The 26,635-nt window shown below is 72.7% G+C and carries 19 protein-coding genes; 11 read left to right on the forward strand and 8 right to left on the reverse strand.

Annotated features, from left to right (window positions below; genetic code table 11):
- Nucleotides 1-125: 125 nt before the first annotated feature.
- From ACRQ4C_RS10415 to ACRQ4C_RS10430, 4 genes are all read right to left on the reverse strand, one after another.
- A complete protein-coding gene (locus ACRQ4C_RS10415; protein ID WP_439688602.1) occupies nt 126-1,391 on the reverse strand; it encodes an MFS transporter in 1,266 nt (421 codons plus the stop codon).
- A 629-nt stretch (nt 1,392-2,020) separates the two neighbouring features.
- Nucleotides 2,021-2,329 carry a thiamine-binding protein gene (locus tag ACRQ4C_RS10420; RefSeq protein WP_400414596.1) on the reverse strand — a complete coding sequence of 103 codons (309 nt, stop codon included), beginning with the start codon at nt 2,327-2,329 and terminating at the stop codon, nt 2,021-2,023.
- Complete coding sequence (locus ACRQ4C_RS10425) at nt 2,326-3,630, reverse strand: glycosyltransferase 87 family protein (protein WP_439688603.1); 1,305 nt, start codon at nt 3,628-3,630, stop codon at nt 2,326-2,328. Before ACRQ4C_RS10425 ends, ACRQ4C_RS10420 begins: the two co-directional genes overlap by 4 nt.
- A 141-nt stretch (nt 3,631-3,771) precedes the next feature.
- Nucleotides 3,772-4,629 carry an ADP-dependent NAD(P)H-hydrate dehydratase gene (locus ACRQ4C_RS10430; RefSeq protein ID WP_439688604.1) on the reverse strand — a complete coding sequence of 286 codons (858 nt, stop codon included), beginning with the start codon at nt 4,627-4,629 and terminating at the stop codon, nt 3,772-3,774.
- A gap of 24 nt (nt 4,630-4,653) precedes the next feature.
- On the opposite strand from ACRQ4C_RS10430, the gene ACRQ4C_RS10435 reads away from it, so the two are divergent.
- From ACRQ4C_RS10435 to ACRQ4C_RS10450, 4 genes are all read left to right on the forward strand, one after another.
- A complete protein-coding gene (locus ACRQ4C_RS10435) occupies nt 4,654-5,292 on the forward strand; it encodes an HAD family hydrolase (protein WP_439688605.1) in 639 nt (212 codons plus the stop codon).
- A complete protein-coding gene (locus ACRQ4C_RS10440; protein WP_439688606.1) occupies nt 5,289-6,371 on the forward strand; it encodes an NADH:flavin oxidoreductase/NADH oxidase in 1,083 nt (360 codons plus the stop codon). Before ACRQ4C_RS10435 ends, ACRQ4C_RS10440 begins: the two co-directional genes overlap by 4 nt.
- Nucleotides 6,372-6,521: 150 nt before the next feature.
- Nucleotides 6,522-7,931, forward strand: a complete 1,410-nt coding sequence (locus ACRQ4C_RS10445) for a hemolysin family protein (RefSeq protein WP_439688607.1) — start codon at nt 6,522-6,524, stop codon at nt 7,929-7,931.
- Nucleotides 7,928-9,010 carry a hemolysin family protein gene (locus tag ACRQ4C_RS10450; protein WP_439688608.1) on the forward strand — a complete coding sequence of 361 codons (1,083 nt, stop codon included), beginning with the start codon at nt 7,928-7,930 and terminating at the stop codon, nt 9,008-9,010. The genes ACRQ4C_RS10445 and ACRQ4C_RS10450 overlap by 4 nt, the downstream gene beginning before the upstream one ends.
- Nucleotides 9,011-9,149: 139 nt before the next feature.
- Here ACRQ4C_RS10450 and ACRQ4C_RS10455 read toward each other — a convergent pair whose 3' ends face one another.
- Nucleotides 9,150-10,589 (reverse strand): GuaB1 family IMP dehydrogenase-related protein, encoded by a 1,440-nt coding sequence (locus ACRQ4C_RS10455; RefSeq protein ID WP_290131508.1) that lies wholly within the window; start codon nt 10,587-10,589, stop codon nt 9,150-9,152.
- Between the two features lie 233 nt (nt 10,590-10,822).
- On the opposite strand from ACRQ4C_RS10455, the gene ACRQ4C_RS10460 reads away from it, so the two are divergent.
- Nucleotides 10,823-14,578 (forward strand): multifunctional oxoglutarate decarboxylase/oxoglutarate dehydrogenase thiamine pyrophosphate-binding subunit/dihydrolipoyllysine-residue succinyltransferase subunit, encoded by a 3,756-nt coding sequence (locus tag ACRQ4C_RS10460; protein WP_439688609.1) that lies wholly within the window; start codon nt 10,823-10,825, stop codon nt 14,576-14,578.
- 66 nt (nt 14,579-14,644) lie between these two features.
- Here the strand turns inward: ACRQ4C_RS10460 and ACRQ4C_RS10465 are convergent, their stop codons facing one another.
- The 3 genes from ACRQ4C_RS10465 to ACRQ4C_RS10475 form a co-directional block, all read right to left on the reverse strand.
- Nucleotides 14,645-15,085 (reverse strand): GNAT family N-acetyltransferase, encoded by a 441-nt coding sequence (locus ACRQ4C_RS10465; protein ID WP_290131506.1) that lies wholly within the window; start codon nt 15,083-15,085, stop codon nt 14,645-14,647.
- An 82-nt stretch (nt 15,086-15,167) separates the two neighbouring features.
- Nucleotides 15,168-15,410: a zf-HC2 domain-containing protein gene (locus ACRQ4C_RS10470; protein ID WP_058727081.1), complete on the reverse strand. Its 243-nt coding sequence runs from the start codon at nt 15,408-15,410 to the stop codon at nt 15,168-15,170.
- Nucleotides 15,407-16,201 (reverse strand): sigma-70 family RNA polymerase sigma factor, encoded by a 795-nt coding sequence (locus ACRQ4C_RS10475; RefSeq protein ID WP_290131505.1) that lies wholly within the window; start codon nt 16,199-16,201, stop codon nt 15,407-15,409. The genes ACRQ4C_RS10470 and ACRQ4C_RS10475 overlap by 4 nt, the downstream gene beginning before the upstream one ends.
- Before the next feature lie 114 nt (nt 16,202-16,315).
- On the opposite strand from ACRQ4C_RS10475, the gene aroA reads away from it, so the two are divergent.
- The 6 genes from aroA (at nt 16,316) to glmS (ending at nt 26,495) form a co-directional block, all read left to right on the forward strand.
- A complete protein-coding gene (gene aroA, locus ACRQ4C_RS10480) occupies nt 16,316-17,728 on the forward strand; it encodes a 3-phosphoshikimate 1-carboxyvinyltransferase (RefSeq protein ID WP_439688610.1) in 1,413 nt (470 codons plus the stop codon).
- Nucleotides 17,725-18,783, forward strand: a complete 1,059-nt coding sequence (rsgA, locus tag ACRQ4C_RS10485; protein WP_290131503.1) for a ribosome small subunit-dependent GTPase A — start codon at nt 17,725-17,727, stop codon at nt 18,781-18,783. Before aroA ends, rsgA begins: the two co-directional genes overlap by 4 nt.
- A 228-nt stretch (nt 18,784-19,011) precedes the next feature.
- Nucleotides 19,012-20,127: a hypothetical protein gene (locus ACRQ4C_RS10490; RefSeq protein WP_439688611.1), complete on the forward strand. Its 1,116-nt coding sequence runs from the start codon at nt 19,012-19,014 to the stop codon at nt 20,125-20,127.
- A 32-nt stretch (nt 20,128-20,159) separates the two neighbouring features.
- Entirely contained in the window at nt 20,160-20,942 is a 783-nt protein-coding gene (locus ACRQ4C_RS10495; RefSeq protein WP_439688612.1) for an inositol monophosphatase family protein, read from the forward strand.
- Between the two features lie 608 nt (nt 20,943-21,550).
- Nucleotides 21,551-24,250, forward strand: coding sequence for an AAA family ATPase (locus tag ACRQ4C_RS10500; protein WP_439688613.1), 2,700 nt, complete (start codon nt 21,551-21,553; stop codon nt 24,248-24,250).
- A 430-nt stretch (nt 24,251-24,680) separates the two neighbouring features.
- Complete coding sequence (gene glmS, locus ACRQ4C_RS10505; protein ID WP_290131499.1) at nt 24,681-26,495, forward strand: glutamine--fructose-6-phosphate transaminase (isomerizing); 1,815 nt, start codon at nt 24,681-24,683, stop codon at nt 26,493-26,495.
- Nucleotides 26,496-26,635: the final 140 nt, after the last annotated feature.

Consider the following 26,635-nt stretch of genomic DNA (forward strand, 5'->3'; position numbering starts at 1 on the left):
CGGCAGGGCTGCCTGGTCCGCCGCCCCGCGACGCACCGCACAACCGGAGTCACCCCGAACCGCGCCGATGCGTGGTTCGGGGTGACTCCGGTTGTGCCGACGCGATCCGCGCCGCGAGCCTCCGGTCAGACGGTCGGGACGGGTGCCGTGATCGGGCCGGTGGACGGGTGCGACGAGCGCAGCGCTGCACGTGCCGTCGACCGCCGCTCGACCCCGTAGCTGACCGCCGTGACCCCGACGCCGAGGAGCGCGAGCACGATCCCGAGCCAGCCCGGCGCGAGGAACCCGAACCCCGCCGCGATGACCGCACCACCGAGGGCCGCACCGAGCGAGTTGCCGATGTTGAACGCCGAGTGGTTCAGCGCCGCCGCGATCGTCCGGGCATCGCCCGCCACGTCCATCAGCCGCGACTGGACGGCGGGCGGGATCGCCGAGGACGTCGCGCCGATGAGGAACGCGCCCACGAACATCCCGACAGTCCACTGCGCCGTCAGGACCGTGACGAGGAGCGCCCCGACGAGCGCCAGGAGCCCGACGTAGATCGTGCGCTTCACGCTGTGGTCGGCCAGGTGCCCGCCGACGACCCCGCCGACGACCATGCCGAGCCCGACCACCACGAGGACGAGCGGCACCGCGGACTCGCTCAGCCCGGTGACGTTCTGGACGATCGGCGAGATGTACGAGTACACCGCGAAGAAGCCCCCGAAGCCGATCGCGCCGAGGCCCATCACGATCCAGAGCTGCGGCTCACGGAAGGCCCGCAGCTCGCGGCCGATCGTGGCGTGCTCGTCCTTCGCGGACCGCGGCACGAACGCGGCGACGGCGAGGAACGTCAGCGCGAAGAGCGCGGCGACGACGCCGTACGCGATGCGCCAACCGGCGACCTGTCCGACCCAGGTGATCGCGGGCACGCCGACGACGTTCGCGACCGAGAGCCCGAGGAGGACCATCGCGATGCCCTTGCCGCGCTTGCCCGGTCCCATCATGTCGCCGGCGACGATCGAGGCGATGCCGAAGTAGGCGCCGTGGGGCAGGCCGGCGACGAACCGTGCGACGAGCATCAGCCCGAACGACGGCAGCACGGCGCTCGCGACCGTGGCGAGGACGAACCCGACGAGCAGCACGAGGATGAGGCCCTTGCGCGGGAACTTCGCGGACATCGCGGCGATGGTGGGGGCACCGACGACCACCCCGAGCGCGTAGGCACTGACGAGCCACCCGGCGTGGGCGATGCCCGCGTCGGGGTTCGCCGCGTACTGCGACGGCAGCAGGGCCTCGGCGATGTTCGGGAGCAGCCCCATCGCCACGAACTCGGTCGATCCGATCGCGAACCCGCCGAGGGCGAGGGCGATCAGCGCGGCGGCGCGGTGCGCAGGCGTGAGGTGGGTCATGGTGCCTGTCTCTCGGACGGGAGGAGCGGGTCGGCCCGGCACGCCGTCGAGCGGCCCACGGGCGGTGCGGTGGGCCGACCGGGACGGCGGGGCACGCGCTGGTCGCGCGGCGCACCCCTCGGCGGCCCCGTCGCGAACGGCGGGCACCACCCGGATCGGGCGTCCCGGTTCAGCGGCGAACGGGTCACAGGTCGGTCGTGCCGACCTGCTCCCAGCAGTGTAGAACGCTCCAACCAACCGACGGAAGACGACGTGCCGAATCGATTCGACCGGTCACGAAGAGGTCGGCCGGAACGGACGCCCGGCCGAGGAGGTCAGGCCGCTCGACGCTCCGGCACGGTCCGAGCCGGTGCAGCGGTAGCCTCCGGGAGCTCGTCACGGTGGACCCAGCCCGCGCCGCACTCGCTGCAGGTCGCCCAGGCGTGCTGACCGTCGGCGTCCGAGTCGATGACGACCGAACGCAGGTCGCAGTCGGGGCACCAGCCGTCGTGCATCATGAGCAGCTCCTCGTCGTCGTGCGGACGCCCGCTGCGTCCGACACCGACAGGAGACACCCGACCACCGACATCCGTGGGAGGCGCGCGGCGTGTCGCGGCCGCACCGGGCGTGTGCCCAGGGCGGTCGCCCCGTCAGCGGTCGAGGGCTGCCTCGAGCCGTTCGACCTTGCCGTCCAGCTCACCCGTGTGCCCCGGGCGGATGTCGGCCTTGAGCACGAGCGAGACCCGCGTCCCGAACGGCGCGACGGCCTCGGTGGCGCGCTTCACGACGTCCATGACCTCGTCCCACTCCCCCTCGAGCTCGGTGAACATCGACGAGGTGCGGTTCGGCAGCCCGCTCTCGCGGACGACCCGGACGGCGGCGGCCACGGCGTCGTGCACGGAGCCGTCCTCGGTTGCGGCGGGACCACCGGACGGTGCGACGGAGAACGCGACGATCATGGGTCCATCCTGCCTCGCGGACGCACCGAGCGCGCCGCGCCCGACGATGCACCCGCCGACGGAGCACCAGACGAGGGGGCAGCCGACGCGCCCGAACCGAGCCGCACCAGTCCGACGATCCCACACACGAGCAGGACGACCTCGAGCACGTTCCGGAGCGTCAGCACCACGAGGATCCACGGCTGCACGGTGAGCACCTGGTCGTAGTAGCCGGGGTAGATCAGCTGCGTGAGGAACGCCGTCGGCAACGCGAGCACTGCGATCGGCAGGAACCGCCGCGCACTCGCCCGCCCGGCGACGAGCCCCCAGACCACGGGCACCGCGAACCAGCCGATGTACTGCGGCGACCCGATCTTGTTCGTCGCGACGAGTGCGGCGACGAGCACGAGCGCGAGGAGCGGCGCCGCCTGGGCCCGGGGTGCGCCGCGCCGCACGGCGAGCAGCGCGAGGACCACCCCGGCGAGCACGACGAGCGCCATGAGCGGCGTCGACACCGCCGCGGCGGCGTGGGTCCCCGCGCCGGACACCTCGAACGTCAGGATCTCGCGGTCGTAGTACACGGCGGCCCCGGGCACGCGGAGCGCCGCCGCCCACATGAACGGCGTCGCGAGGGGCGACTCGATCTGGAGCGCGCGGCCGCTCTGCTGCCCGACGAAGGAGAAGAGGTACGCCGCACCCCCGTAGAGCACGTCGACGAGGACGATGAGCGCCGTCGTCACGAGGGCACCCACGATCACGCCACGCCGGTGCCCACGACGCAGGAGCACGAGGACGCCGACGAGTGCGGCGGGCCACACCTTCGTCCACGCCGCGAGGGTGAAGAGCACCGACGCGACGGCCGGCCGGGTCACCACGAACGCGACGCCGGCGAGCGCGAGGACGGTCGCCACGGTGTCGATGCGCCCGAGCGCGATCGGCCCGAGCGCGAGCAGGAAGGCGAGCCACCACCAGACCACGCGGATCCGGGCGGTGCCGACGCGGGCCCGGAAGCGCCAGAGCACCACGCAGACGACGGCGTCGAGCAGCACCATGAGGACGAGCCACCCGGTGCCGATCGACGCGACACCCCCGAGCGCGGCCGCGGCCATCGGGACGATCGCGAGGATCGGGTACACCCACGCCTCGTCGACGCCGACCCAGAAGTGCGACTGCTGGCCGGTCTCGATCCAGCGACGGTAGGTGATCGTCACGTCACCGAGCGGCAGGTTGCCGGAGGTCGTCGTCAGCCACCACAGCACGGCGTGGACGGCGACGAACGCCGCGCCGAACAGGACGGGCTCGACCCAGGTTCTGCGCTGCACCGGACGAGCGTACCGACCCAGCGTGCGGGAACCCCGACAGGGGTGCCGGAGGTGACCGCTCGACGGCCGGGAGGCGCGGTGCGGGCCCGACCCGCGCCTCCCGGCCGTCAGGCGGTCGCGTCCCTGGCGGCGGGCCCGACGTCAGTCGGCGTCGCCGTCGACCGCGAGGTCGCGGACGACGCCACTCACCCGCTCGACCAGCCCGGTGATCGGGAACGGACCGCCGCGCGAGGCGCGGCGCGCCGCGAGGCCGTGCACGACGGCAGCCGTCGCCGCGAGGTGCGCCAGGTCGGACGGCGTGAGGGTGCGGCCGGAAGCCTCGGCGAGACCCTGCCGTGCCGCGACGAGCGCGCCGAGCACCCCGCCGAGTGCGTCCCCGGCCCCCGCGGTGGCGAGCCACGGCGTGGCGGAGGACGCGACGAGCGCGACGGTGCCGTCCGGTGTCACGACGTGGGTCCGCTCGCCCTTGAGGAGCACGACGCTCCCGGTCTGCCGGGCGGCGCGCAGTGCGGCGGCTGCGGGGTCCGCCTCGACGTCGTCGCGGGACTCGCCGAGGAGCGACGCGGCCTCGCCGGCGTGCGGCGTGAGCACCGCGAGCGGACCGAGGTCGACGAGCGGGATCGCGCCCGCGTCGACGACCACCGGGACGCCGTCGTCGGAGGCGTGGCGGAAGGCGTCGGCGGTGGCCGGGTCGAGGTCGTCGAGCGACGGCGCGGAGATGCCCGAGCCGACGAGCCACGCCTGCACCCGGCCGACGCCGGACACGACCTCCGGCCGGCGGGTGAGCACGTGCTCGGTCGCACGGTCCGGCCCGACGTAGCGGACCATGCCGACGCCGGTGTGCACGGCCGCGTCGACCCCGAGGACGGCCGCGCCCGGGTACCGGTCGGAGCCGGTCGCGACGCCGAGCACCCCGCGGCGGTACTTCGTGGACTCCCCGTGCGGCACGGTGATCCACGCGGCGGCGTCGGACGGTCGGAAGGGCACGGGATCGCTCATCGTCCCGACAGTACGGTGGGGCGCATGAGTCTGTTCCTCCCCGGTCGTGTGGTGGTCTTCGACTACGGGGAGGTGATCAGCCGGACGCCGCATGCGTCACGGGACGCCCTCGTCGCCGCGACGGGCGTGCCCGCTGCCGAGCTGTTCCCCGTCTACCAAGAGCTCCGGCACGACCTCGACCGGGGCGACCTCTCGGTGCTGGCGTACTGGCGGGCCATCGGTGCCCGGGTCGGTCGGACCTGGAGCGTCACGGACGTGCACCGGTTCTGGGCGATCGACTTCACCGGCTGGTTCGAGGTCGAGCCGGAGACCCTCGCGATCGTCGAGGAGCTGCACGACGCCGGCACCCGGCTGGCCCTGCTGTCGAACGCCGGCTTCGACTTCGGTGACCCGTACCGCCGTTCGCCGATGGGGTCGCTGTTCGAGACCGTCGTCGTCAGCGCCGAGGACCACGTGCTCAAGCCCGAGCCGTCCATCTACCGCGACACGTGCGACCGTCTGGGAATCACGCCCGAGCAGATGGTGTTCGTCGACAACAGGGCCGAGAACGCCGCCGGTGCGGAAGCGATCGGGGCGGTCGGCCACCACTACACGTCCCCCGCCGGCCTGCGGTCCTTCCTGCAGGACCTGGCGGTGACGACCGCCGAAGGAGCACCCGCGTGACGCACGTCCTGTTCGAGCCGATCACCATCCGCGACCTCACCGTCCGCAACCGCATCTGGGTCTCCCCCATGTGCCAGTACTCGGTCGAGGCCCAGGACGGCGTCCCGACCCCGTGGCACCTCGTGCACCTCGGGTCGTTCGCGAAGGGCGGCGCAGGCGCGGTCGTGGTCGAGGCGACCGGCGTCGTCCCCGAGGGGCGGATCAGCCCGCAGGACCTCGGGTTGTGGAACGACGAGCAACGCGACGCCTTCCGTCCCATCGTCGACTTCGTCCACTCGCAGGGCGCGGCCGCCGGCATCCAGCTCGCCCACGCCGGCCGCAAGGCCTCGACGTTCCGCCCGTGGGAGTCCGAGCACGGCTCGGTGCCGGTCGAGCAGGGCGGGTGGCAGACCGTCGCCCCGTCGGCCGAGTCCTTCGACGGCTACGCCGAGCCCCGCGAGCTGGCCGCCGAGGACGTCCGGGTCGTCGCGCTGTCCTTCGCCGCGGCCGCTCGTCGCGCGATCGACGCCGGCTTCGACCTCGTCGAGCTGCACGCCGCGCACGGGTACCTGCTGCACCAGTTCCTCTCACCGCTGTCGAACCACCGCGGGGACCAGTACGGCGGATCGCTCGAGAACCGCGCCCGCGCACTCCTCGAGGTGATCGACGCCGTCCGCGCCGAGGTCGGCGACGGCTTCCCGGTCGTCGTCCGGTTCTCGGCGACCGACTGGGTCGACGGCGGCCTGACGCTCGAGGAGACCGTGCAGGTCGCGCGGTGGGCAGCCGAGCACGGCGCCGACCTCGCCGACGTCTCGACGGGCGGCAACGTGTCGAGCGCGCCCATCCCGGTCGGCCCCGGCTACCAGGTGCCGTTCGCCGCGGCGGTCAAGCGCGAGGCCGGCATCGGGACGATCGCGGTCGGGATGATCTCGGACGCGTTCCAGGCCGAGCAGATCGTCGCGACCGGGCAGGCCGACGTCGTCATGGTCGGACGGGAGTTCCTCCGCGACCCGTCGTTCGCCCTGCGTGCGGCGGTGGAGCTCGGTGTGCACGTGGACTACGAGCCGCAGCAGTACCACCGGGCCCGGGTGACCGCCTAGGCCGTCCCTGTACATCCTCTCGGCTTCCCGACGGCCACCCGGTACGATGATGAGCACTGTGGACGATCCTCCGAATGCCCCTTCGCCCTCCCACTCATCCGCCGCTCACACGGTGAGCAGCTCCTCCCCGCACGGTCCGGGGGGTGAAGAATGAGTCCGATCGACGTCGTCATGCTGATCGGTGGCATCCTGCTGACGCTCGGCACGGGTGTCTTCGTCGCGTCCGAGTTCGCGCTCGTGAACCTCGACCGCGCCGAGGTCGAGGCCCGTCGCGACCGCGGCGAGTCCGGCCTCGCGCCGGTCATCGGTGCGCTCAAGGTCACCTCGACGCACCTCTCCAGCGCGCAGCTCGGCATCACCCTGACGACGCTGCTCACGGGCTACCTGCTCGAGCCGTCGATCGCGACGCTGCTCGAGGCGCCCTTCCTCGCGATGCAGCTGCCCGAAGCCGTGGTCGAGACCGTCGGGTCGATCGTCGCGCTCGTCATCGCGACGCTGCTCTCGATGATCCTCGGTGAACTCGTGCCGAAGAACTTCGCGCTCGCGCTGCCGCTGCAGACGGCGAAGATCGTCGTCCCGCTGCAGATCGCGTTCACGACGGTGTTCAAGCCGGCCGTCGCCGTCCTCAACGGCACCGCGAACGCCGTCCTCCGGGCGATGGGCATCGAGCCGCAGGAAGAGCTCTCCGGTGCCCGCAGCGCCGAGGAGCTCACGTCGCTGCTGCGTCGCTCCGCGTCCGAGGGCTCCCTCGAGCAGGACACCGCGACGCTCCTCGAGCGGACCATCTCGTTCTCCGAGCTCGACGCCGGCGAGGTCATGACGCCGCGGCCGCGCCTGTCCACCATCCGGGTGTCCGAGTCCGCCGAGGCGGTCCTCGCCCTCGCCCGGAAGACCGGGTTCAGCCGGTTCCCCGTCATCGAGGAGGACGCGGACGACGTCGTCGGCATCGTGCACGTCAAGCAGGCCGTCGCCGTTCCGCGCGAGAAGCGTCCGGAGGTCCCCGTCGGGGCCCTCATGACCGACGCCGAGCGGGTCCCCGAGACCATGCCCGGCGACGCCCTGCTCGCCGAGGTCCGCAGCCGCGGCTACCAGATGGTCATCGTCGTCGACGAGTACGGCGGCACCGCCGGGGTCGTCACACTCGAGGACCTCGTCGAGGAGATCGTCGGCGAGGTGTCCGACGAGCACGACCGTGCCCGCATCGACGTGGTCCGCTCCCGTGGCTGGCTGACGTTCCCCGGGCTCCTCCGCCCGGACGAGCTCGAGGACCGCGCCGGCGTGACCGTGCCGGAGGACGGCCCCTACGAGACCGTCGGCGGGTTCGTCATGTCGACGCTCGGACGCCTGCCCGTCGTCGGCGACGAGGTCGCGATCGACGGCGGCGTCTTCCGCGTCGAGCGCCTCGACGGCCGCCGGGTCGACCGGATCCGGTACACCCCCACCGCGCCCGATCCGACCGGGTCCCCCGCCGCGCAGTCCCCCGCGACCGCGATCATCATCCCGTCGACGAAGTCCACGCCGACCGTCGACACCACGACCACGAAGGGCGGCACCCGATGACCACCGTCACCGTCCTCGCCGCCGGCGAGTCCGCCTCGTCCACCTCCGACTGGTGGGGCATCTTCTGGCTCGTCGTGCTGCTGCTCGGCAACGCCTACTTCGTCGCCGCCGAGTTCGCCGTGATCTCCGCCCGCCGCTCCCAGATCGAGCCGCGGGCCGAGGCGGGGTCGAAGGCCGCGCAGATGACGCTCTGGGCGATGGAGCACGCCACCCGCATGCTCGCCACCACCCAGCTCGGCATCACGGTCTGCTCGCTGCTCATCCTCAACGTGTCCGAGCCGGCGATCCACCACCTGCTGGAGGGGCCGCTGCACCTCACCGGGTGGAGCGTCGAGGTCATCGGCACGGTCGCCTTCGTGTTCACGCTGCTCCTCGTGTCGTTCCTGCACGTCGTGTTCGGCGAGATGGTGCCGAAGAACATCTCCTTCTCGATGCCCGACCGTGCCGCGCTCATGCTCGTCCCGACGCTCTGGTACATCGGCCACGGCCTGCACTGGGTCATCGTCGGGCTCAACGAGGCCGCGAACGGCGTGCTCCGGCTGTTCAAGGTCGAGCCGAAGGACGAGGCCGTCAGCGCCTTCACCGTGGAGGAGGTGCAGACGATCGTCGAGCAGTCCCGCCGCGAGGGCACGCTCGTCGACAACGGCGGCACGCTCCGGATGGCGTTCGAGTTCACCGAGAAGAAGGTCAAGGACGTCGCGGTGCCGATGGCCGAGCTCGTCACCTTGCCCGAGGACGCCACCCCGGGTGACGTCGAGCGGGCCGTGGCGCAGCGCGGGTTCTCCCGGTACGTGCTCGTCGGCGAGGACGGCTCCCCCACGGGCTACGTGCACGTGAAGGACGTCATCGACCTGCGCCCGGACGAGTACGACGACCCGGTGCCGCCGAAGCGCATCCGGCAGCTCATCTCGCTCTACACCGAGACCGACCTCGAGGACGCCCTCGCGACCATGCGCGGCGCCGGTCGTCACGTGGCGCGGGCGTTCGACGCCGAGGGGCGCACGCTGGGCGTGCTGTTCCTCGAGGACATCCTCGAGGAGCTCGTCGGTGAGGTCGAGGACGCGACCCGACGCCGCTGACGCGCGCAACGACGGACGGGCGCGCCCCGCTCAGCGGCGACGCGAAGCGTTGCGCGGGGCGCGCCGACCGAGCCTGCGAGGGAGGGGTGCCAGCCGGCACCGCGCCTCCCGTCCGTCTCGTGTCGCGGCCGCGACCGCGCTACCAGCTGACCGGCAGCGGCTTGCCCTCCTCGTAGCCGGCGGCCGACTGGATGCCGACGAGGGCCCGCTCGTGGAACTCGGCGAGCGACGTCGCCCCCGCGTACGTCGCCGAGCTGCGGATGCCCGTCGTGATCATGTCGAGCAGGTCCTCGACGCTCGGCCGCTCCGGGTCGAGGTAGATCGTCGACGACGAGATGCCCTCCGCGAAGAGCGCCTTCCGCGCCCGCTCGTACGGGTCGAGTCGCTCGAAGCGTTCCCGGACGGCCTTCGCCGACGCCATGCCCCAGCTCTCCTTGTACGCCTTGCCCGCGGCGTCGCGACGGAGCACACCCGGTGCCTCCAGCGTCCCGGCGAACCACGAGCCGATCATCACGGCAGACGCCCCGGCTGCCAGCGCGAGCGCGACGTCGCGGGGGTAGCGCACGCCGCCGTCGGCCCAGACGTGGGCGCCGAGGGACTTCGCGGCCGCCGCGGTCTCGAGCACCGCGGAGAACTGCGGACGGCCGACCGCGGTCATCATGCGGGTGGTGCACATCGCGCCGGGTCCGACGCCGACCTTGATGATCGATGCGCCGGCGCCGACGAGGTGCGCGACCGCGTCGGCGGTGACGACGTTGCCCGCGACGAGCGGGATGCCGAGCCCCAGCGAGGCGACCGTGTCGAGGGCGCGGAGCATGCCCTCCTGGTGGCCGTGCGCGGTGTCGAGGACGAGCACGTCGACGCCGGCCGCGGCCAGGGCCTTCGCCTTCGCGGCCACGTCGCCGTTGATGCCGAGCGCCGCGGCGACGCGCAGGCGACCGTCGGCGTCGACCGCGGGCGTGTAGATGTCGGAGCGGATGGCGCTCGTCGGGCTCGTGGTCCCGACGACGCGGCCGTGGCTCGTGACCGGGGCGAAGTCGACCTCCGCCGCGGTGAGGACGTCGTAGACGTGTCGAGGGGTGCCGGCGTCCTCGGCGTCGATGCCGGTGGAGGCGCCGTGCAGGAGGTCGCCGAGGGTCGCGTCCTGACCCGCCGTGCCGAGCCGTGTCGCGGGAACGCAGCCGAGGTACGCACCGCTGCCGTCGCGCACCACGACGCCGCGCCCGGCGACCGGGAGGAGCTGCTCGAGCGCCTCGGCGACCGTGGTGTCGGCGCCGAGGTCGACCGCGGTGTCGAACGCCACCGGCTGGTCCTTCACCCAGCGGATCGCGGCGTCGAGGTCCTGCAGGTGCATGTCCTGCGGCAGGACGCCGAGGCCGCCGCGCCGCGCGAGGGTGGCGGCGAGCCGCGGCCCGGTCACCGAGTTCATGTTCGCGCTGATGATCGGGATCGTCGCCCCGGAGCCGTCGTTCGCCGCGAGGTCCACGTCGAAGCGGCTCGTCACCCCCGACCGGCTGGGGACGAGGAAGACGTCGGAGTAGGTCAGGTCGTGCGTCGGCCGCGTCTCGTAGAACCTCATGGGCCCACTGTACGGCGGCACAGGGGGTGCGGACCGCCCCGTCGGCGCCCGCGGTGTGTGCGGTGACGCGCTCGTCCGGCACGACACGCCAGGCGTCCGCCGGGAGGCACGAATCGCGTCCGGCGGTCACCGAACGGTCATCCGGGAACGGCTAGGCTTCCACGCAGTACGGCAGCAGGGTTGCTGCGTACGACACACACGAGCATCTATCGACGGAGAGTGGGCGATCGGCTGTGTCGAGCCATCTGACCGGAACTGACGAGACCGCGGGCGAATTCGGGGCCAACGAGTGGCTCGTCGACGAGCTCTACGAGCAGTTCGTCGCGGACAAGACCTCGGTCGACGAGTCCTGGTGGCCGGTCCTCGAGAAGTTCCACCGCTCCCAGACCGGGCAGGCATCGCCCGCGCCGTCCGCACCTGCTCCCTCGGGGACCACGCCCGCCGCGCAGTCGAGCACGCAGCAGCCGGCGACCGGTGACGCCCCGGCCGAGGCGAAGTCCGGCCCGATCCAGGCGAAGACCACCTCGCGCCAGCCGACGCCGCAGCCGATCCCCGCCGAGGCGAACGACGCCACGGACGAGCACGAGGAGACCCACGAGGACGTGGCCACCCCGCTCCGGGGCATGGCGAAGACCCTGGCGTCGAACATGGACGCCTCCCTGACGGTCCCGACCGCGACGAGCGTCCGGACGATCCCGGCGAAGCTCATGATCGACAACCGGATCGTCATCAACAACCACCTCCGACGGGCCCGCGGCGGGAAGATCTCGTTCACGCACCTCATCGGGTGGGCGATGGTGCAGGCCCTCAAGGAGTTCCCGAGCCAGAACGTCTTCTACGAGGAGCGCGACGGCAAGCCGTTCGTGGTCGAGCCCGCGCACGTCGGGCTCGGCATCGCGATCGACGTGCCCAAGAAGGACGGCACCCGTTCCCTCCTCGTGCCGAGCATCAAGCGTGCCGAGAGCCTGACGTTCGGGCAGTTCCTCTCCGCCTACGAGGACCTCGTCAAGCGCGCCCGCGACAACAAGCTCACGCCGGCGGACTTCCAGGGCACGACGATCTCGCTGACGAACCCGGGCGGCATCGGTACCGTGCACTCGGTCCCGCGCCTCACCAAGGGTCAGGGCTGCATCATCGGCGCCGGCGCCCTCGAGTACCCGGCGCAGTTCCAGGGCTCGGCGGAGAAGACCCTCGTCGAGCTCGGCATCGGCAAGACGATCACGCTCACGAGCACCTACGACCACCGCGTCATCCAGGGCGCCGGCTCGGGCGAGTACCTCAAGAAGGTGCACGAGCGCCTCATCGGGGGCCACGGCTTCTACGAGGGGATCTTCGCCGCGCTGCGCATCCCCTACAAGCCGATCCAGTGGGCGAACGACATCAACGTCGACCTCGCGCACCGCGTCAACAAGACCGCGCGCGTGCAGGAGCTCATCAACAGCTTCCGCGTCCGCGGGCACCTGATGGCGGACATCGACCCGCTCGAGTACCGCCAGCGCACCCACCCGGACCTCGAGATCGAGAGCCACGGGCTGACCTTCTGGGACCTCGACCGCGAGTTCGTCACGGGCGGCCTGGCCGGCACGACGAACGCTCCGCTCCGTGACGTCCTCGGCATCCTGCGCGATGCGTACTGCCGCACGACCGGTGTCGAGTACATGCACATCCAGGACCCGGAGCAGCGCCGCTGGGTGCAGTCGCACATCGAGGTCCCCTACGCGAAGCCGTCGAAGGACGAGCAGCTCCGCGTCCTCGGCAAGCTCAACGAGGCCGAGGCGTTCGAGACCTTCCTGCAGACGAAGTACGTCGGGCAGAAGCGCTTCTCGCTCGAGGGCGGCGAGTCGACGATCGCGTTCCTCGACACCCTCATCCAGCAGGCCGCCGGCGCCGGACTCGAGGAGGTCGCGATCGGCATGGCCCACCGCGGCCGCCTCAACGTCCTCACGAACATCGCCGGCAAGACGTACGGCCAGATCTTCCGCGAGTTCGAGGGCTCCTCGTTGCCGGGCTCCGTGTCCGGTCAGGGCTCCGGTGACGTGAAGTACCACGTCGGCACCGAGGGCGTGTTCCGTGCGAGCGACGGCACGGCGATCCCGGTGACGATCGCGGCGAACCCGTCGCACCTCGAAGCGGTCGACGGCGTGCTCGAGGGCATCGTCCGCGCGAAGCAGGACAAGCAGGGCCCCGGGTCGACGAACGTGCTGCCGGTGCTCGTCCACGGCGACGCGGCGATGGCCGGTCAGGGCGTCGTGGTCGAGACCCTGCAGATGTCGCAGCTCCGCGGCTACCGCACGGGCGGCACGGTCCACCTCGTCATCAACAACCAGGTCGGGTTCACGACCCCGCCGGAGTCCGCCCGCAGCTCGGTGTACTCCACGGACGTCGCCAAGACGATCCAGGCGCCGATCTTCCACGTGAACGGCGACGACCCCGAGGCCGTGTCCCGCGTCGCGGAGCTCGCCTTCGCCTACCGCGAGGAGTTCCACCGCGACGTCGTCATCGACCTCATCTGCTACCGCCGACGCGGACACAACGAGGGCGACGACCCCTCGATGACGCAGCCGCTCATGTACAACCTCATCGAGGCGAAGCGCTCCGTCCGCACGCTCTACACCGAGGCGCTCGTCGGCCGCGGCGACATCACGCAGGAGGAGTACGACGAGGCGCACCGCGACTTCCAGGACCGCCTGGAGCGCGCGTTCGCCGAGACGCACGAGGCGCAGACCGGCACCATCCCGGTCATCACGGGCGACGACGACGGCGCCGTGAACGGCCTCGAGCGCCCGACCTCGCAGCGGGACGACTCCGAGAACGACGTGCACGAGACCGCCGTCCCCGAGGACCTCGTCCGGGCGGTCGGCGACGCGCACAGCAACCCGCCCGCGGGGTTCTCCATCCACCCGAAGCTCCAGCAGCTGCTCGCGAAGCGCACCGACATGACGCGCAACGGCGGCATCGACTGGGCGATGGCCGAGCTCATCGCGATCGGCTCGGTCCTCGTCGAGGGCAAGCCCGTCCGCCTCGCCGGCCAGGACGCCCGACGCGGCACGTTCGTCCAGCGCCAGGCCGTCTTCCACGACCGGGTGAACGGACAGGAGTGGCTCCCGCTCGCGAACCTCACCGAGGACCAGGCCCGCTTCACCATCTACGACTCGCTGCTGAGCGAGTACGCGGCGATGGCGTTCGAGTACGGCTACTCGGTCGAGCGTCCTGAGGCCCTCGTGCTCTGGGAGGCGCAGTTCGGTGACTTCGCCAACGGTGCCCAGACGGTCATCGACGAGTTCATCTCGTCCGCCGAGCAGAAGTGGGGACAGCGCTCGGGCCTCGTGCTCCTGCTCCCCCACGGCTACGAGGGCCAGGGACCGGACCACTCGTCCGCACGCATCGAGCGCTACCTGCAGCTCTTCGCCGAGGACAACATGGTGATCGCCCGGCCGTCGACCCCGGCGTCGTGGTTCCACCTGCTGCGTCGCCAGGCATGGGAACGGCCGCAGAAGCCGCTCATCGTGTTCACCCCGAAGGCGATGCTGCGCCTGCGCCAGGCGACGAGCCCCGTCGAGGCGTTCACGAACGGCACCTTCGAGGAGGTCGTCGACGACGACCGCCAGCTCGACGCCGGTGCCGTGCGCCGCGTGGTGCTGCACTCCGGCAAGGTCCACCACGACCTCCGCGCCGAGGCCGAGAAGACCGGCCGGGGCGACGTCGCCCTCGTCCGGCTGGAGCAGCTCGCGCCGCTGCCCCTCGAGCGCATCCTCGAGGTCCTCGGCCGCTACCCGGACGCCGAGGTCGTCTGGGCGCAGGAGGAACCCGAGAACCAGGGTGCCTGGCCGTTCGTGTGCATGAACCTCTCGCCGCACCTGCAGGGTCGGCCGCTCTCGGTCGCGTCGCGGCCGGCGAGTGCCGCACCCGCGACGGGGTCGTCGAAGCGCTCCGCCCAGGAGGCCACCGAGGTCATCCGCACCGCGCTGGGTTCGTCGGACCAGCGCTGAGCGGGAACAGGGCGAGGGCGGTCGCGCAGTGCGCGGCCGCCCTCGCCCCGTCCGGTCGGTCCGACCTCACACGATGCGGGTGTACCGGACTCCGGCCTCGTGGTACCCGCGCTTCTGGTAGAAGCGGTGCGCGCTGTCCGTCGCGGCCGCACTGACCGCGCTGAGGCGACGCGCACCCTGCTCGGCGGCCCACGTCTCGAACGTGCCGAGGAGCGCCGAACCGGTGCCGTGCCTCCTGGCCGAGTCGTCGACGACGAGCAGCAGCAGCTGCGCCGTCGGCTCGTCCGAGGCGTACGCCCACGTGACCTGCGCTCCCGCGACGGCCACAGCTCGCCCGTCCTCACCGCGCACCAACCAGGTGCGGTGCCCGGCCGCCGGCGTGAGCCGCTCGAGCCGGGAGCGCATGTCGGCCGGGTCGACCTCGTGGCCGAGGAGGCGGACGAGGGCGCTGACGTCGGCGACGTCGGCGTCGGACCAGGTGGTGACGGACTCGACAGCAAGGGTCATGTCGCGACCCTACCGAGCACGGACGGCGTGTGACGACACGCTGACCGGGCTCGCAGGCCGGCCGCCGCGCCGCCGACCAGCGTCAGTGCGTCGCCTGCTCCACGCGGATGCGGGCGAGGACCTCGGCGCGCAGCTGCTCGGGAGCGGTCTCCTTGCAGGCACGTCGAACGGTCTCGATGAGGACGACGCCGACGCGGTGCTCGCTCGTGCAGTCCTCGCAGTCCTCCATGTGCTCGCGGATGTCCGCCGCGTCCTCGCGGCAGAGCTCGCCGTGCAGGAACTCCTCGAGCTCCGCCTTGGCCTTCGAGCAGTCGCAGCCGCTCATCGTGCTTCCTTCCCTTCGACGCGACCCGAGGTCGCAACTGGCTTCCGGCCGCGTCCGCGCATCGTCGCCGTCGACGCTGCGTCCGGGACGATGCCGGTCTCACGGGCGTGGTCCGCCAGCAGCCCCCGGAGGAGGCGGCGGCCACGGTGGAGACGGCTCATGACCGTCCCCACGGGGGTCTTCATGATGTCGGCGATCTCCTGGTAGGAGAAGCCCTCGACGTCCGCGAAGTACACGGCCATGCGGAAGTCCTCGGGGATCGCTTGCAGGGCGTCCTTCACCGCCGACGAGGGCAGGTGGTCGATGGCGTCCGCCTCGGCCGAGCGCGCCGAGATCGACTGCGTGACGCTCTCCGCGCCGCCGAGCTGCCAGTCCTCGAGCTCGTCGATGGTGCCCTGGTACGGGTTCCGCTGGTTCTTGCGGTACGTGTTGATGAACGTGTTCGTGAGGATCCGGTACAGCCAGGCCTTGAGGTTCGTGCCCTGCCGGAACTGCCGGAAGGCCGCGAACGCCTTGACGAAGGTCTCCTGCACGAGGTCGGACGCGTCGGCGGGGTTGCGGGTCATCCGCATCGCCGCGCCGTACAGCTGGTCCATGAACGGCAGCGCCTGCGTCTCGAAGAGGGCGCGGAGCTCCGACTCGGACACGGTCGTCTCGTCGGCGAGGACCTCGTCCTCGTCCTGGACCGCGTCGAGCTGCGCCTCGGTCTCCTCGACCAGGTCGTGCGGAGCCGCCACGTCGTCCGGTCCCGCGACGTCGTGCGGTGCTGCCTGCGGTTCGTCGGTGGTCATCACGGCCGAGTCTAGGCCGAGCGTGGTGACCGCGACGGGCAGGTGCGTCCGCTCGCGCGTCAGGGTTGCTGTCGCCAATGGTCCTCCCGGTGGATTCAGTACCCTGGTGAACCGATGGCTGCCACGACGCATTCCCACCAGGCCCCCGCCCCCTGGACCGCCCCCCGCGCGCGCGGTCCGCTGCGCGGCGACGTCTCGCTGCCCGGGTCGAAGTCGCTGACCAACCGGGAGCTCGTGCTCGCCGCCCTCGCCGACGGTCCGTCCACCATCCGGCTGCCGCTGCACTCGCGCGACTCTGCCCTGATGGTCGCCGCGCTCCGGCAGCTGGGCGTCGGCATCGAGGAGGTGGGCGTCGAGGAGGTCGCCCCCGGGTCGGACGGCGCACCAGGTGTCCCGAACCCGTACGGCCCGGACCTCCGGATCACCCCGGCGCCGATGCACGGCGACGTCCGCATCGACTGCGGCCTCGCCGGCACCGTGATGCGCTTCCTGCCACCGCTCGCCGCGCTGGCCACCGGACCGGTCACGATCGACGGCGACCCGTACGCGCGGAAGCGGCCGATGGGCGCGATCATCCGTGCGCTCGTCGACCTCGGCGTCGACGTCACCGACGACGGCGACGGCGCGATGCCGTTCTCCTTCACCGGCACGGGCACGGTCCGCGGCGGCTCGCTGACGATCGACGCGTCCGCGTCGTCGCAGTTCGTCTCCGGCCTCCTGCTGTCGGCGCCGCGCTTCACCGAGGGCCTCCACCTCGTACACGCGGGCGAGCGGCTGCCGAGCCTGCCGCACATCGACATGACGGTCGAGGTCCTCCGGGCCCGTGGCGTGCGCGTCGACCAGCCCGCCGTCGGCGAGTGGGTCGTGCACCCCGGCCGGATCGCCGCGCGCGACGTCACCATCGAGCCCGACCTGTCGAACGCCGCGCCGTTCGCGGTCGCCGCCCTCGTCGCGGGCGGCACGGTCCGCATCCGCACCTGGCCGACCGAGACGACCCAGGTCGGTGCCGACCTCGAGACGCTCCTGCCGCTGTGGGGCGCCACCGTCACGCGGGACGGCGACGACCTCGTGTTCGACGGCGGCGTCGGGGTGGCGGGTGGGGCCTCCCTGCCGGGTGTCGAGCTGGACCTCACGCGCGGCGGCGAGCTGGCCCCGGCGCTCGTCGCGCTCGCGGCCCTCGCGGACGCGCCGAGCGAGATCACCGGCATCGGCCACCTCCGTGGACACGAGACGGACCGCCTCGCCGCGCTGGCGGCGGATCTGAACCGGACGGGAGGCGCGGTGCACGAACTCGACGACGGCCTCCGGATCGAGCCCGCTCCCCTCCACGGCGCCGACTGGGCCGCGTACGACGACCACCGGATGGCGACGGCCGGCGCGGTCGTGGGCCTCGTCGTCGACGGCGTCGCCGTCGACGACATCGGCTCGACCGCGAAGACCCTGCCCCAGTTCCCCGAGTTGTGGGCGTCGCTCGTGGCGTCCGGCAGCGACACCCGGTCGGCGTCCTCGGGCGGGGTGATCCCGTGAGCTGGTGGGACGACGTCGACGGTGACGACACGGACGACGACGAGCCGTACGGACAGTACGAGTCGAAGGTCCGCATCCGGCCCAACCCGAAGGGCAACCGGCCGCGCACGAAGGTCCGACCGACGTACGAGGACGCTCCGATCGGCTGGGTGACGAACGTCGACCGCGGGCGGTACGGCGTCCTGGTCGGCTCCGGCGGTGCGGACGAGCGGGTGATCACGGCCACGAAGGCCCGGGAGCTCGGCAAGAAGTCGGTCGTCACGGGCGACCACGTCTCCCTCGTCGGCGACCTGTCCGGCGAACCGGGTTCGCTCGCGCGCATCGTGAAGGTCGCCGACCGCACCACGCTCCTGCGCCGCAGCGCCGACGACACCGACGAGGTCGAGCGCGTCATCGTCGCCAACGCCGACCAGATGCTCGTCGTGGTGGCGGCGGCCGACCCCGAGCCGCGGACCCGACTCATCGACCGCTACCTCGTGGCGGCGTTCGACGCGGGACTCGACCCGATCCTCTGCATCACGAAGACGGATCTGGCCGACCCGGCGCCGTTCCTCGAGCACTTCGCGTGTCTCTCCTTGCGGATCGTCACGAGCCGCTCGGACGACGTGCCGTTCGACGCCCTGCACGAGGTCCTCGACGACCGGGTCACCGTCACCGTGGGGCACTCGGGCGTCGGGAAGTCGACGCTCGTGAACGCCATCACCGGCGCGACCCGGGCGACCGGGCACGTCAACGCCGTGACGGGCCGGGGGCGCCACACGTCGTCCTCGTCGATCGCGCTGCGGGTGCGGGACGGCGGCTGGATCATCGACACCCCCGGCGTCCGGTCGTTCGGCCTCGGGCACGTCGACCCCGCGAACGTCTTCCGGGCGTTCGCGTCCCACGCGGTGCCCGTGCGGGAGCCCGTCGACGGCATCCCCCTGTCGCAGGCGCACGACTGGGAGATCGTCGACCGGGTCGCGGACGGCGAGCTCGGGCCGACCGGGGTCGAGCGGCTCGACTCGTTCCGTGCACTGCTGACCGGGATGGGCGCGGAGGACCCCGGGCAGGAGTAGCCCACCACGACCGGGCTGGCGCGCTGGCACGCTCCCTCCGTCCCGGCGCGGTCACGACCCCCCCGCTCGGGTCCGCCGCGCGGTCACCAACGGTCGCTCCGTCGACGACACATCGACCGGTCGTGACCGCTCGGCACCAGGGTCGCGGGGCGTCGTGGCCGTTCGGCGCCGGGCCCGCGGGGTGCCCTGAACTCCCGACGCGCCGCGCCGGGTGTATCGTTGCCGCCTGTGTCTGAAGTTGCAAAGTACAACTACGCCTCGTCGAGTGCGACCCACGCCGCCCCGAGGGTCCACCACCCCCGACCGGACAGCGTGTGGCGCCCGAAGGGCCTCGGCGCGGTGCTGCGCCACTTCGGTTCGCACATCCTCGTCCCGTTGTTCCTCGCCGCCGGCATGGGTCTGGCGTACCTCGGCGCCTTCCACGCCCCGACGCCGCACGACCTCCCGGTCGGGATCATCGGCGAGGGTGCCGCGACGCAGGTGTTCGCCCAGACCGTGACGGACCGCTCGGACGGCGCCCTCGTCGCGCACGTCGTCGCGGACACCGGCCGTGCCGAACAGCAGGTCCGCGACCGCGAGCTCGCCGCCGTGTACGCCCCGACGAGCACCGGCGCGACCCTCTACGTCTCGAGCGCCGCGTCCGAGACGACCGCCACCGCCGCGCAGAAGGTGTTCCTGCCGATCGCCTACGGGCAGCACCTGCCGTTCCGTGTCGTCGACGTCGTGCCCGCGGGCGCGCAGGACTCCACCGGGCAGGGCCTGTTCTTCCTGCTGGTCGGCCTGAGCGTCGGCGGGTACGCCTCGGCGATCGCCGTCGCGGCCGTCGCGACGAAGCTCCGGGGCGTCTGGACCGCCGTGGTCGGACTCGCCACCGCGGGCGTCGTCGCCGGCATCGGGGTCGTCGTCGCCGGTCCGGTGTACGGCGTCGTCGCGACCCACCGGTGGGAGGTCTTCCTCGTCGCGTGGCTCTACGACGCGGTGATCGTGGCGCTCGGCGTCGGCCTGCACCCGGTGCTCGGCCGGTGGACCACCCCGATCCTCACGATGCTCTTCGTCATGCTCAACTTCACGAGCTCGGGCGGCATCTTCCAGCCGGCGTTCCAGCCGGGCTTCTTCGCCGCGCTCAACACGTTCTGGAGCGGAGCCGCGTGGCTCCAGGTCGCGCAGGCCCTGCAGTACTTCCCCGACGCGACCGTAGGTCGGCCGATGCTCGTACTGGCGCTCTGGCTGGTCGTGGCCGTGCTGCTGTGCGTCGTCGTGCACGGCCTGGTCGCCCGCCGCACCCGCATCGCCCGCGAGCGCGTCGTGACCGCGCAGGAGGAGGACGAGGTCGTCGCCGCCTGAACGGCCTCCCGGGCGGACGCTACGCTCGTCGCGTGGACCTCAGCGCCGACCTCGACTTCGCCCGCTCCCTCGCCGACACCGCCGACGCGATCAGCCTCGAGCGCTTTCGCGCTGCCGACCTGCACGTGTCGAAGAAGGCCGACAGCACGCACGTCACGGACGCCGACCAGGCGGTCGAGCGTGCCCTGCGGGAGCGACTCGCCGCCGAACGGCCGGACGACGCCTTCCTCGGCGAGGAGACCACGGCGGACACCGGCGCCGACGCGGTCAGCGAGGGGCACCGGCAGTGGGTGGTCGACCCGATCGACGGCACCGCGAACTACCTCCGGGGCGTGCCGGTGTGGGCGACGCTCATCGCCCTCGCCGTGGACGGTCGACCGGTCCTCGGCGTCGTGAGCGCGCCGGCGCTCGGCAAGCGCTGGTGGGCCGCCGAGGGGCTCGGCGCGCACTCGTTCGACGGACCGCTCCGCGTCTCCGGCGTCGACGAGCTCGGCGACGCGAGCCTCAGCTACAACAGCATCCAGCAGTGGGACGAGGACGACCGGCTGGACTCGTTGGTCGCACTGTCCCGGACGGTCTGGCGCACCCGGGCCTACGGCGACATGTGGTCGTACATGATGGTCGCCGAGGGTGTCCTCGACGTCGCCGGTGAACCGGACCTCAAGCCGTGGGACATCGCCGCGCTGGTCCCCATCGTCGAGGAGGCCGGCGGCCGGTTCACCTCCCTCGACGGCGATCCCGGGCCCTGGCACGGCAGCGCGCTCGCCACGAACGGCCTCGTGCACGACGCCGTGGTCGAGCTCCTCCGACGCTGACACGCCGCCGGACGATCCGGAGAACGCACACGCCCCTCCGGTCGGAGCGGTCGGACACCCCCCTCGTCCGGGTACGTCACTCGATACCCGCGCGTACCCCACCGGCGCCCGACCTGTCGAACCGTTTCGACGCCGGTGCCGGAACAGCCCGCGAACCCCGCCGATCCGGCCACGCCGGGTGCGGACGACGCTGTACCCCGTTGCCGTACCACACGCCCCGGTGGCCGCTCCCCACCACGGGGGTACCGCCCCCCGGACTGGGGACACGCGGGGGGTGAAATGTCCGCGAACGACCGGTCCACCTCGGCCGGACCTGGGTTACTGTCAACGGGACGCCAGGTCAGGTGACGTCTCGGATTCCCTAGATCCGGCACGGAGCGCGACCCGGTGCCAGTTCGTCGAAGACCCTAACCCGAGGGGTGATACAGACGATGACATCATCGTTCCCGAGCGGAACCGAGTGCACCCTCACTCGTCGTCCGCATTCCAACCACGAAGCTCTCCCACGACCGGTCCGTCGCGCGGTTTCCCTCCGCGTCCTCGACCGCTCCGCCTCTGCGCGCCCGTCCTTCGCTGCATCCGTCCCCGTACCCGGGAGCCGGTGAGTCATGGCACTCACCGGTCGCCGTCTCGAGGTCGACCGGATCGCGACCCTCGCCATGCTCCCTCGGGAGTCGGCGATGGTCGTGGTCGGCGACCCTGGTTCCGGGCGCAGCAGCGTCCTCGACGCGGTCGCACACCGCGTCTCCCTCCCCGTCGTCCACGTCGGTGTGAACGGCAGTGAGTCCCACTGGCCCCTGGCCGGCGTGACTGCGCTCTTCACCGCCCTGGACGACCCCCGCGCCACCGCGCACATCGCCCACCTCCTGCAGGCGGGCAGCACCGGTGGCCAGGCCCCCGCCCGCGCCGGGCTCGCCGCTGCGCACGACTTCCTCGAAGCCGTGCACACGCTGACCCTGCCGCCGACGGTCGTCCTCATCGACGACCTCGACCGGATGGACTCGGAGAGCCAGGAGCTCATCGCGTTCCTCGCCGGTCGACTGGCCGGCACCGCGCTCCGCGTGGTCGCGTCCGTCCGCACCGTCCCCGCCGACGGCCCCCTCGCTGCGCTCCCCGCGCTGCGCCTGGAGCCGCTCAGCGAGGACGACTCGCTCACCCTCGCACGGACCACCGCCGCCGAGGACGCGAACGACGGCGTCCTGGCGGTCCTCGCCCAGGAGACCGGCGGCAACCCCGGCGTCCTGCGCGAGCAGCTCGCGGGCCTCAGCCGCGGCCAGCTCAACGGCACCGAGCCGCTCGTGCTGCCGCTCCGCCCCTCGAAGACGACGGAAGCGATCGCCTCCGCCGTGCTCGACGCCGCTGCGGGACGCGATCTGGACGTCCTCGCTCGGCTCGCCCTCGTGCCGACCGCGACCACCACCGGGTGGGACCGCGACGCCATCGACGACCTCGCCGACGCGGGGCTCGTCACGGTGCGCGGCCAGCAGGTGTCGGTCACGAACCCGCTCGTGCGCTCGTCGCTGTACTGGGGCACCGCCTCCCGGGACCGCCGTGCAGCACACACCGCCCTCGCGGCGATCGCCGCAGACACCGACCAGCGCGCCCAGGCCTGGCACCGGAGCTTCGTCGACGACGTCCCCGACGCCGTCGCCCTGCTCCGGGCAGCCCGGTCGTACGTGGTGGACGGCAACACCACCGCGGCGACCGCGCTCACCGAACGAGCCCTGCTCGTCGGCGGCGGCACCGAGGACGAGCACGAGGCGCTGCTCGGCGTGGCCGAGGTCATGCTGGCGAACCGGCTCCTCAGCGGCGCGGCGCGGTACCTCGCGGCGATCCGTCCGTTCCGCGCCACCGTCACCGAGGTCCGACGACTGCGCCTGCAGTACTCCGTCGAGTTCCTCAGCGGTGACGCCGTGCACGCCGACGAGCTGCTCGTCCCGGCGGACACGACGGACCCCGCCGAGACGGACGCCGTCGCGGGGCTGCTCGCCACGGTGGCCTGCTTCCGCGCCGAGGTGTGGGAGCTGGACCAGGCGCGGGACCTCCTGCACCGAGCCGAGCCGTACCTCGACACGGCCTCGCCGCACACGCTCGAGATCGCGTCGACGGCCCGTGACGTGATCGCGGCCGTCGACGGGACGCTGCCGGCCGACGCGGAGCTGCACGACGGGCTCTCGGCGACCGTGCTGCTCGGCATGTCCGACCCGGCGCTGCTCCTCCTCGCCCACGCCCTGAGCCTCGGCGAGCGCTACCGCAGCGCACGTCGGGTGTTCGCCCTGGTGCTCGCCCGTGGGCCGCAGACGCCCCTGGTGTGGACCGAGGCGGCGCGGTACCTGTCCGCCGACAACGAGGTGCGTTCCGGGAACTTCCGGCAGGCGCTCCGCGCGATCGACGTGTGGGAGGCCGGCTCGGCGGCGGCGGAGCGGCTGCGCGAGCCGTCGCGGGTGATCGCCATCGCGTGGCGGCACTTCGCCGAGGGTCGTTCCGCGGAGGCGCTCGACGTCCTCGACGCCTGCCTGGCGCAGCGGTCGACGAACCGGCTCTGGGGCGCCACGGCGAAGCTGCACGCCCTGCGTGGCCAGGTGCTGCTGCTCGACGGCCGGCTCGAGGAGGCGGCGGTGGCCCTCGAGGCCGCCGACGCCATCGGCCGCCCGCTGCGGAACCCGGTCCTGCTCCGGCACCTCGGCGACCTGGTGGAGGCGTACGTGCGCCTCGGTCGGGTCGACGACGCCCGGGCGATCACGGCCCGCCTCGCGGCGGACCACCACGCCCGACCGTCGCGGTGGGGTGCGCTCGTCCTCGCGAGGAGCCTGGCGCTCGTCGCGGACGACACGACGCGGGAGACCGCACGTCGCCGCGCGCTCGAACTGTTCCAGCCGCACGACTCGCAGTACGAGCGGGCTCGGACGTTCGCAGCACTGGCCGCGGTCGGGACACCGACCGAGCGTCCGCGCCTCGGTGCGGCGGCTGCGGCCGCCTACGAGGCGGCGGGCCTGCGCCGACCGCTCGTCACGCCGGCTCCGTCGGTCGCGATGCCGTCCTTCGGCGCGTCGCTGGTCCGGTCGGGTCCGACGGCCTCGGGGCCCGTCCCCGGGACGCCGCGGAGCGCCCCGGACGCGTCGGCGGCCTTCACGTCGCTCACCGCCGAGGAACGCGCCGTCGTGCAGAAGGTGACCGAGGGGTACCGCAACCGCGAGATCGCCTCGTCGCTGTTCATGTCGCAGCGGACGGTGGAGCTGCGGCTCACGCAGATCTACCGCAAGGTGGGTGCGCGGTCGCGCTCGCACCTGGTCGCGCTCCTCACCTGATCGAGGTGACCGCGCGGTCGTGACGCGACCACAGGACGGACGGGAGGCCCGGTACCAGCTGGTACCGGGCCTCCCGTCCGTCGTCTGCGTGCGCCGCGCCGGGGGCGAGTGGCCCCCGGATGCGGGGTTCCGCACGGCCGCACGCGCGGTGCGGTCGCCGCGCGGGGAACCGCAAGAGCGGCCGGACGTGGTTGCCCTGGCCACCATGCGCGGGTGACGCTTCTCCTGCACCGACCGCCGTGCTCCTCCGGGAGCCCGACCGCGGTACCCCGTTCGGTACCCGAACCGTCGGCTCACCAGACCGCCGTCGTCCGTCCTCGCCTGATCCGGGGACGGACGACGGCCCTCGAGCCGGCGGACCGAGCGCGCGGCAGACCCGGCGGCGGTCGGTGCCGATCCCCCAGCAGTGCCCGACCCGAAGGGACGCCCGATGTGCGGCATCATCGCGGCCCGCGTCAGTGACGACGCGAGCCCCTACCTGCTCGACGGTCTCGAACGCCTCGAGTACCGCGGCTACGACTCGGCCGGCATCGCGGTCCGGACAGCTTCCGGTGGTACCGAGACGATCCGGTCGGTGTCCCGCGTCGGCGACCTCCGGACGCTCGTCGCCGCGCGCTCGGGCGACGCGCTCACCGGGGTCGGCATCGGCCACACCCGCTGGGCCACCCACGGTGCCGTCCGCGAGGCGAACGCGCACCCGCACGCCGACTGCGGCGGCCGGGTGAGCGTCGTGCACAACGGCATCGTCGAGAACGCCGACGAGCTGCGCGCGACCCTGGAGCGTCAGGGCCACGTGTTCCGGTCCGACGTCGACTCCGAGGTCATCGCGCACCTCGTCGAACGAGCCCTCGCGGTGGACCCGGACCTCATGCTCGCGGTGCAGATCGCGACCGCACAGCTCGAGGGGTCGTGGGCCGTCGTCGTGCTCGACGCCCGCGACGGTCGGATGGTCGTCGCCGCGGACCGCTCCCCGCTCGTGGTCGCACGGTCGGCCCGTGGCGACTTCGTGGCGAGCGACGTCGGCGCCATCGCGGAGTGGTGCGAGACGTTCGTGGCGCTGCGGGACGGCGACGTCGTCGAGCTCGGCGAGGCGTGGACGTGGTCGTCCGGTGGCGTCACGGTGCCGGTGCCGTTCCCGACGCCGTCCCCGTTCGCCGCGACGGCGCTCGACCTCGGCGACCACCCGGACCACATGGCGAAGGAGATCGAGGAGCAGCCCGCCGTCGTGTCGTCGATCCTCGAGCGGGTCGCGCGGCGTGCCGTCGACGGCAGCATGTGGGTGGGTCTCGGGCTGCCCGGGTTCCACCGGCTCGCGATCGTGGCGTGCGGGACGTCCCTCAACGCCGGGCACGTGATCGCCACGGCGCTGCGCGGCATCGGCGGGGTCCCGACGGACATCGTCGTGGCGAGCGAGGCCGACCAGGCGGTGCTCGGCGCCGGGACGCTCGTGGTGGCGATCAGCCAGTCCGGGGAGACCGCCGACGTCCTCCGGGCGCTCGACCGGTTCGACGACCGGCACCCGGTGCTCGCGCTCACGAACAACCTGCACTCGTCGCTCGCCCGTCGGGCGGACGCGGTGCTCGACTGCCACGCCGGCCCGGAGATCGGTGTGGCGGCGACGAAGACGTTCACGGCGCAGGTCGTTGTCGGTGTGGCGGCGATGATCTCGGCGATGGTCGCGTCCGGGCGGATCGGCACCGCCCGTGCGGCCGCGCTCGTCGGCGAGCTGTCCGAGCTGCCCGGGCGGGTGGAGCACGCCGCGGCGATCGCCGCCGACCGCATCCCCCTCCTCGTCGCGAGCGTCCGGGAGGCGTCCGGCTTCCTGTTCCTCGGGCGTGGTCAAGGCCTCGCGTACGCGGCGGAGGGTGCCCTGAAGCTCAAGGAGCTCAGCTACCGGTGGGCCGAGGCGTACCCGGCGGGCGAGCTGAAGCACGGCCCGCTGGCGCTCGTCGACGAGGGCACCCCGGTCGTCGTCGTCGACCACGGCGAGCACCGGCTGCAGGCGAACATCGCCGAGGTCCGTGCCCGCGGCGGCTTCGTGATCACGATCGGCGGTGAGGGCTCGGACATCCCGGCGCTCGCGGGTCGGGCGTCGAGCGGGTTGACCTGGGGCGCGAGCACCGCGCCGTGGGGTCCGCTCGAGGCCGTCGTGCCGCTGCAGATGCTCGCGCGCGAACTCGCCCTCCAGCTCGGGTGCGACGTGGACAAGCCCCGGAACCTCGCGAAGTCGGTGACGGTCGAATAGCCAGGCACCGGCCCGTGAACCGTCTGACGGTGTTCCTCGCCGTCCTCGCCGGGCTGACGATCATCGCCACCGTGGTGGTCGTCGCCTGGGTGCTCTCGCCCTGATCACCGTCGCTCGGCTGATCCTCGGCCTCCTCGGCG

Origin of the sequence: Curtobacterium sp. SP.BCp (genome assembly GCF_051903255.1) — a bacterium.
Lineage (GTDB): Bacteria > Actinomycetota > Actinomycetes > Actinomycetales > Microbacteriaceae > Curtobacterium.

Excerpts from the sequence above, each read along its gene's own strand:
- ACRQ4C_RS10435 (WP_439688605.1), top strand. The coding sequence starts at position 4,654 with ATGAGTCTGTTCCTCCCCGGTCGTGTGGTGGTCTTCGACTACGGGGAG.
- aroA (WP_439688610.1), top strand. The coding sequence starts at position 16,316 with ATGGCTGCCACGACGCATTCCCACCAGGCCCCCGCCCCCTGGACCGCC.
- ACRQ4C_RS10500 (WP_439688613.1), top strand. The coding sequence starts at position 21,551 with ATGGCACTCACCGGTCGCCGTCTCGAGGTCGACCGGATCGCGACCCTC.
- ACRQ4C_RS10420 (WP_400414596.1), bottom strand. The coding sequence starts at position 2,329 with ATGATCGTCGCGTTCTCCGTCGCACCGTCCGGTGGTCCCGCCGCAACC.
- ACRQ4C_RS10470 (WP_058727081.1), bottom strand. The coding sequence starts at position 15,410 with ATGAGCGGCTGCGACTGCTCGAAGGCCAAGGCGGAGCTCGAGGAGTTC.
- ACRQ4C_RS10430 (WP_439688604.1), bottom strand. The coding sequence starts at position 4,629 with ATGAGCGATCCCGTGCCCTTCCGACCGTCCGACGCCGCCGCGTGGATC.
- glmS (WP_290131499.1), top strand. The coding sequence starts at position 24,681 with ATGTGCGGCATCATCGCGGCCCGCGTCAGTGACGACGCGAGCCCCTAC.
- ACRQ4C_RS10475 (WP_290131505.1), bottom strand. The coding sequence starts at position 16,201 with ATGACCACCGACGAACCGCAGGCAGCACCGCACGACGTCGCGGGACCG.
- ACRQ4C_RS10445 (WP_439688607.1), top strand. The coding sequence starts at position 6,522 with ATGAGTCCGATCGACGTCGTCATGCTGATCGGTGGCATCCTGCTGACG.
- ACRQ4C_RS10415 (WP_439688602.1), bottom strand. The coding sequence starts at position 1,391 with ATGACCCACCTCACGCCTGCGCACCGCGCCGCCGCGCTGATCGCCCTC.
- ACRQ4C_RS10455 (WP_290131508.1), bottom strand. The coding sequence starts at position 10,589 with ATGAGGTTCTACGAGACGCGGCCGACGCACGACCTGACCTACTCCGAC.
- ACRQ4C_RS10450 (WP_439688608.1), top strand. The coding sequence starts at position 7,928 with ATGACCACCGTCACCGTCCTCGCCGCCGGCGAGTCCGCCTCGTCCACC.
- ACRQ4C_RS10465 (WP_290131506.1), bottom strand. The coding sequence starts at position 15,085 with ATGACCCTTGCTGTCGAGTCCGTCACCACCTGGTCCGACGCCGACGTC.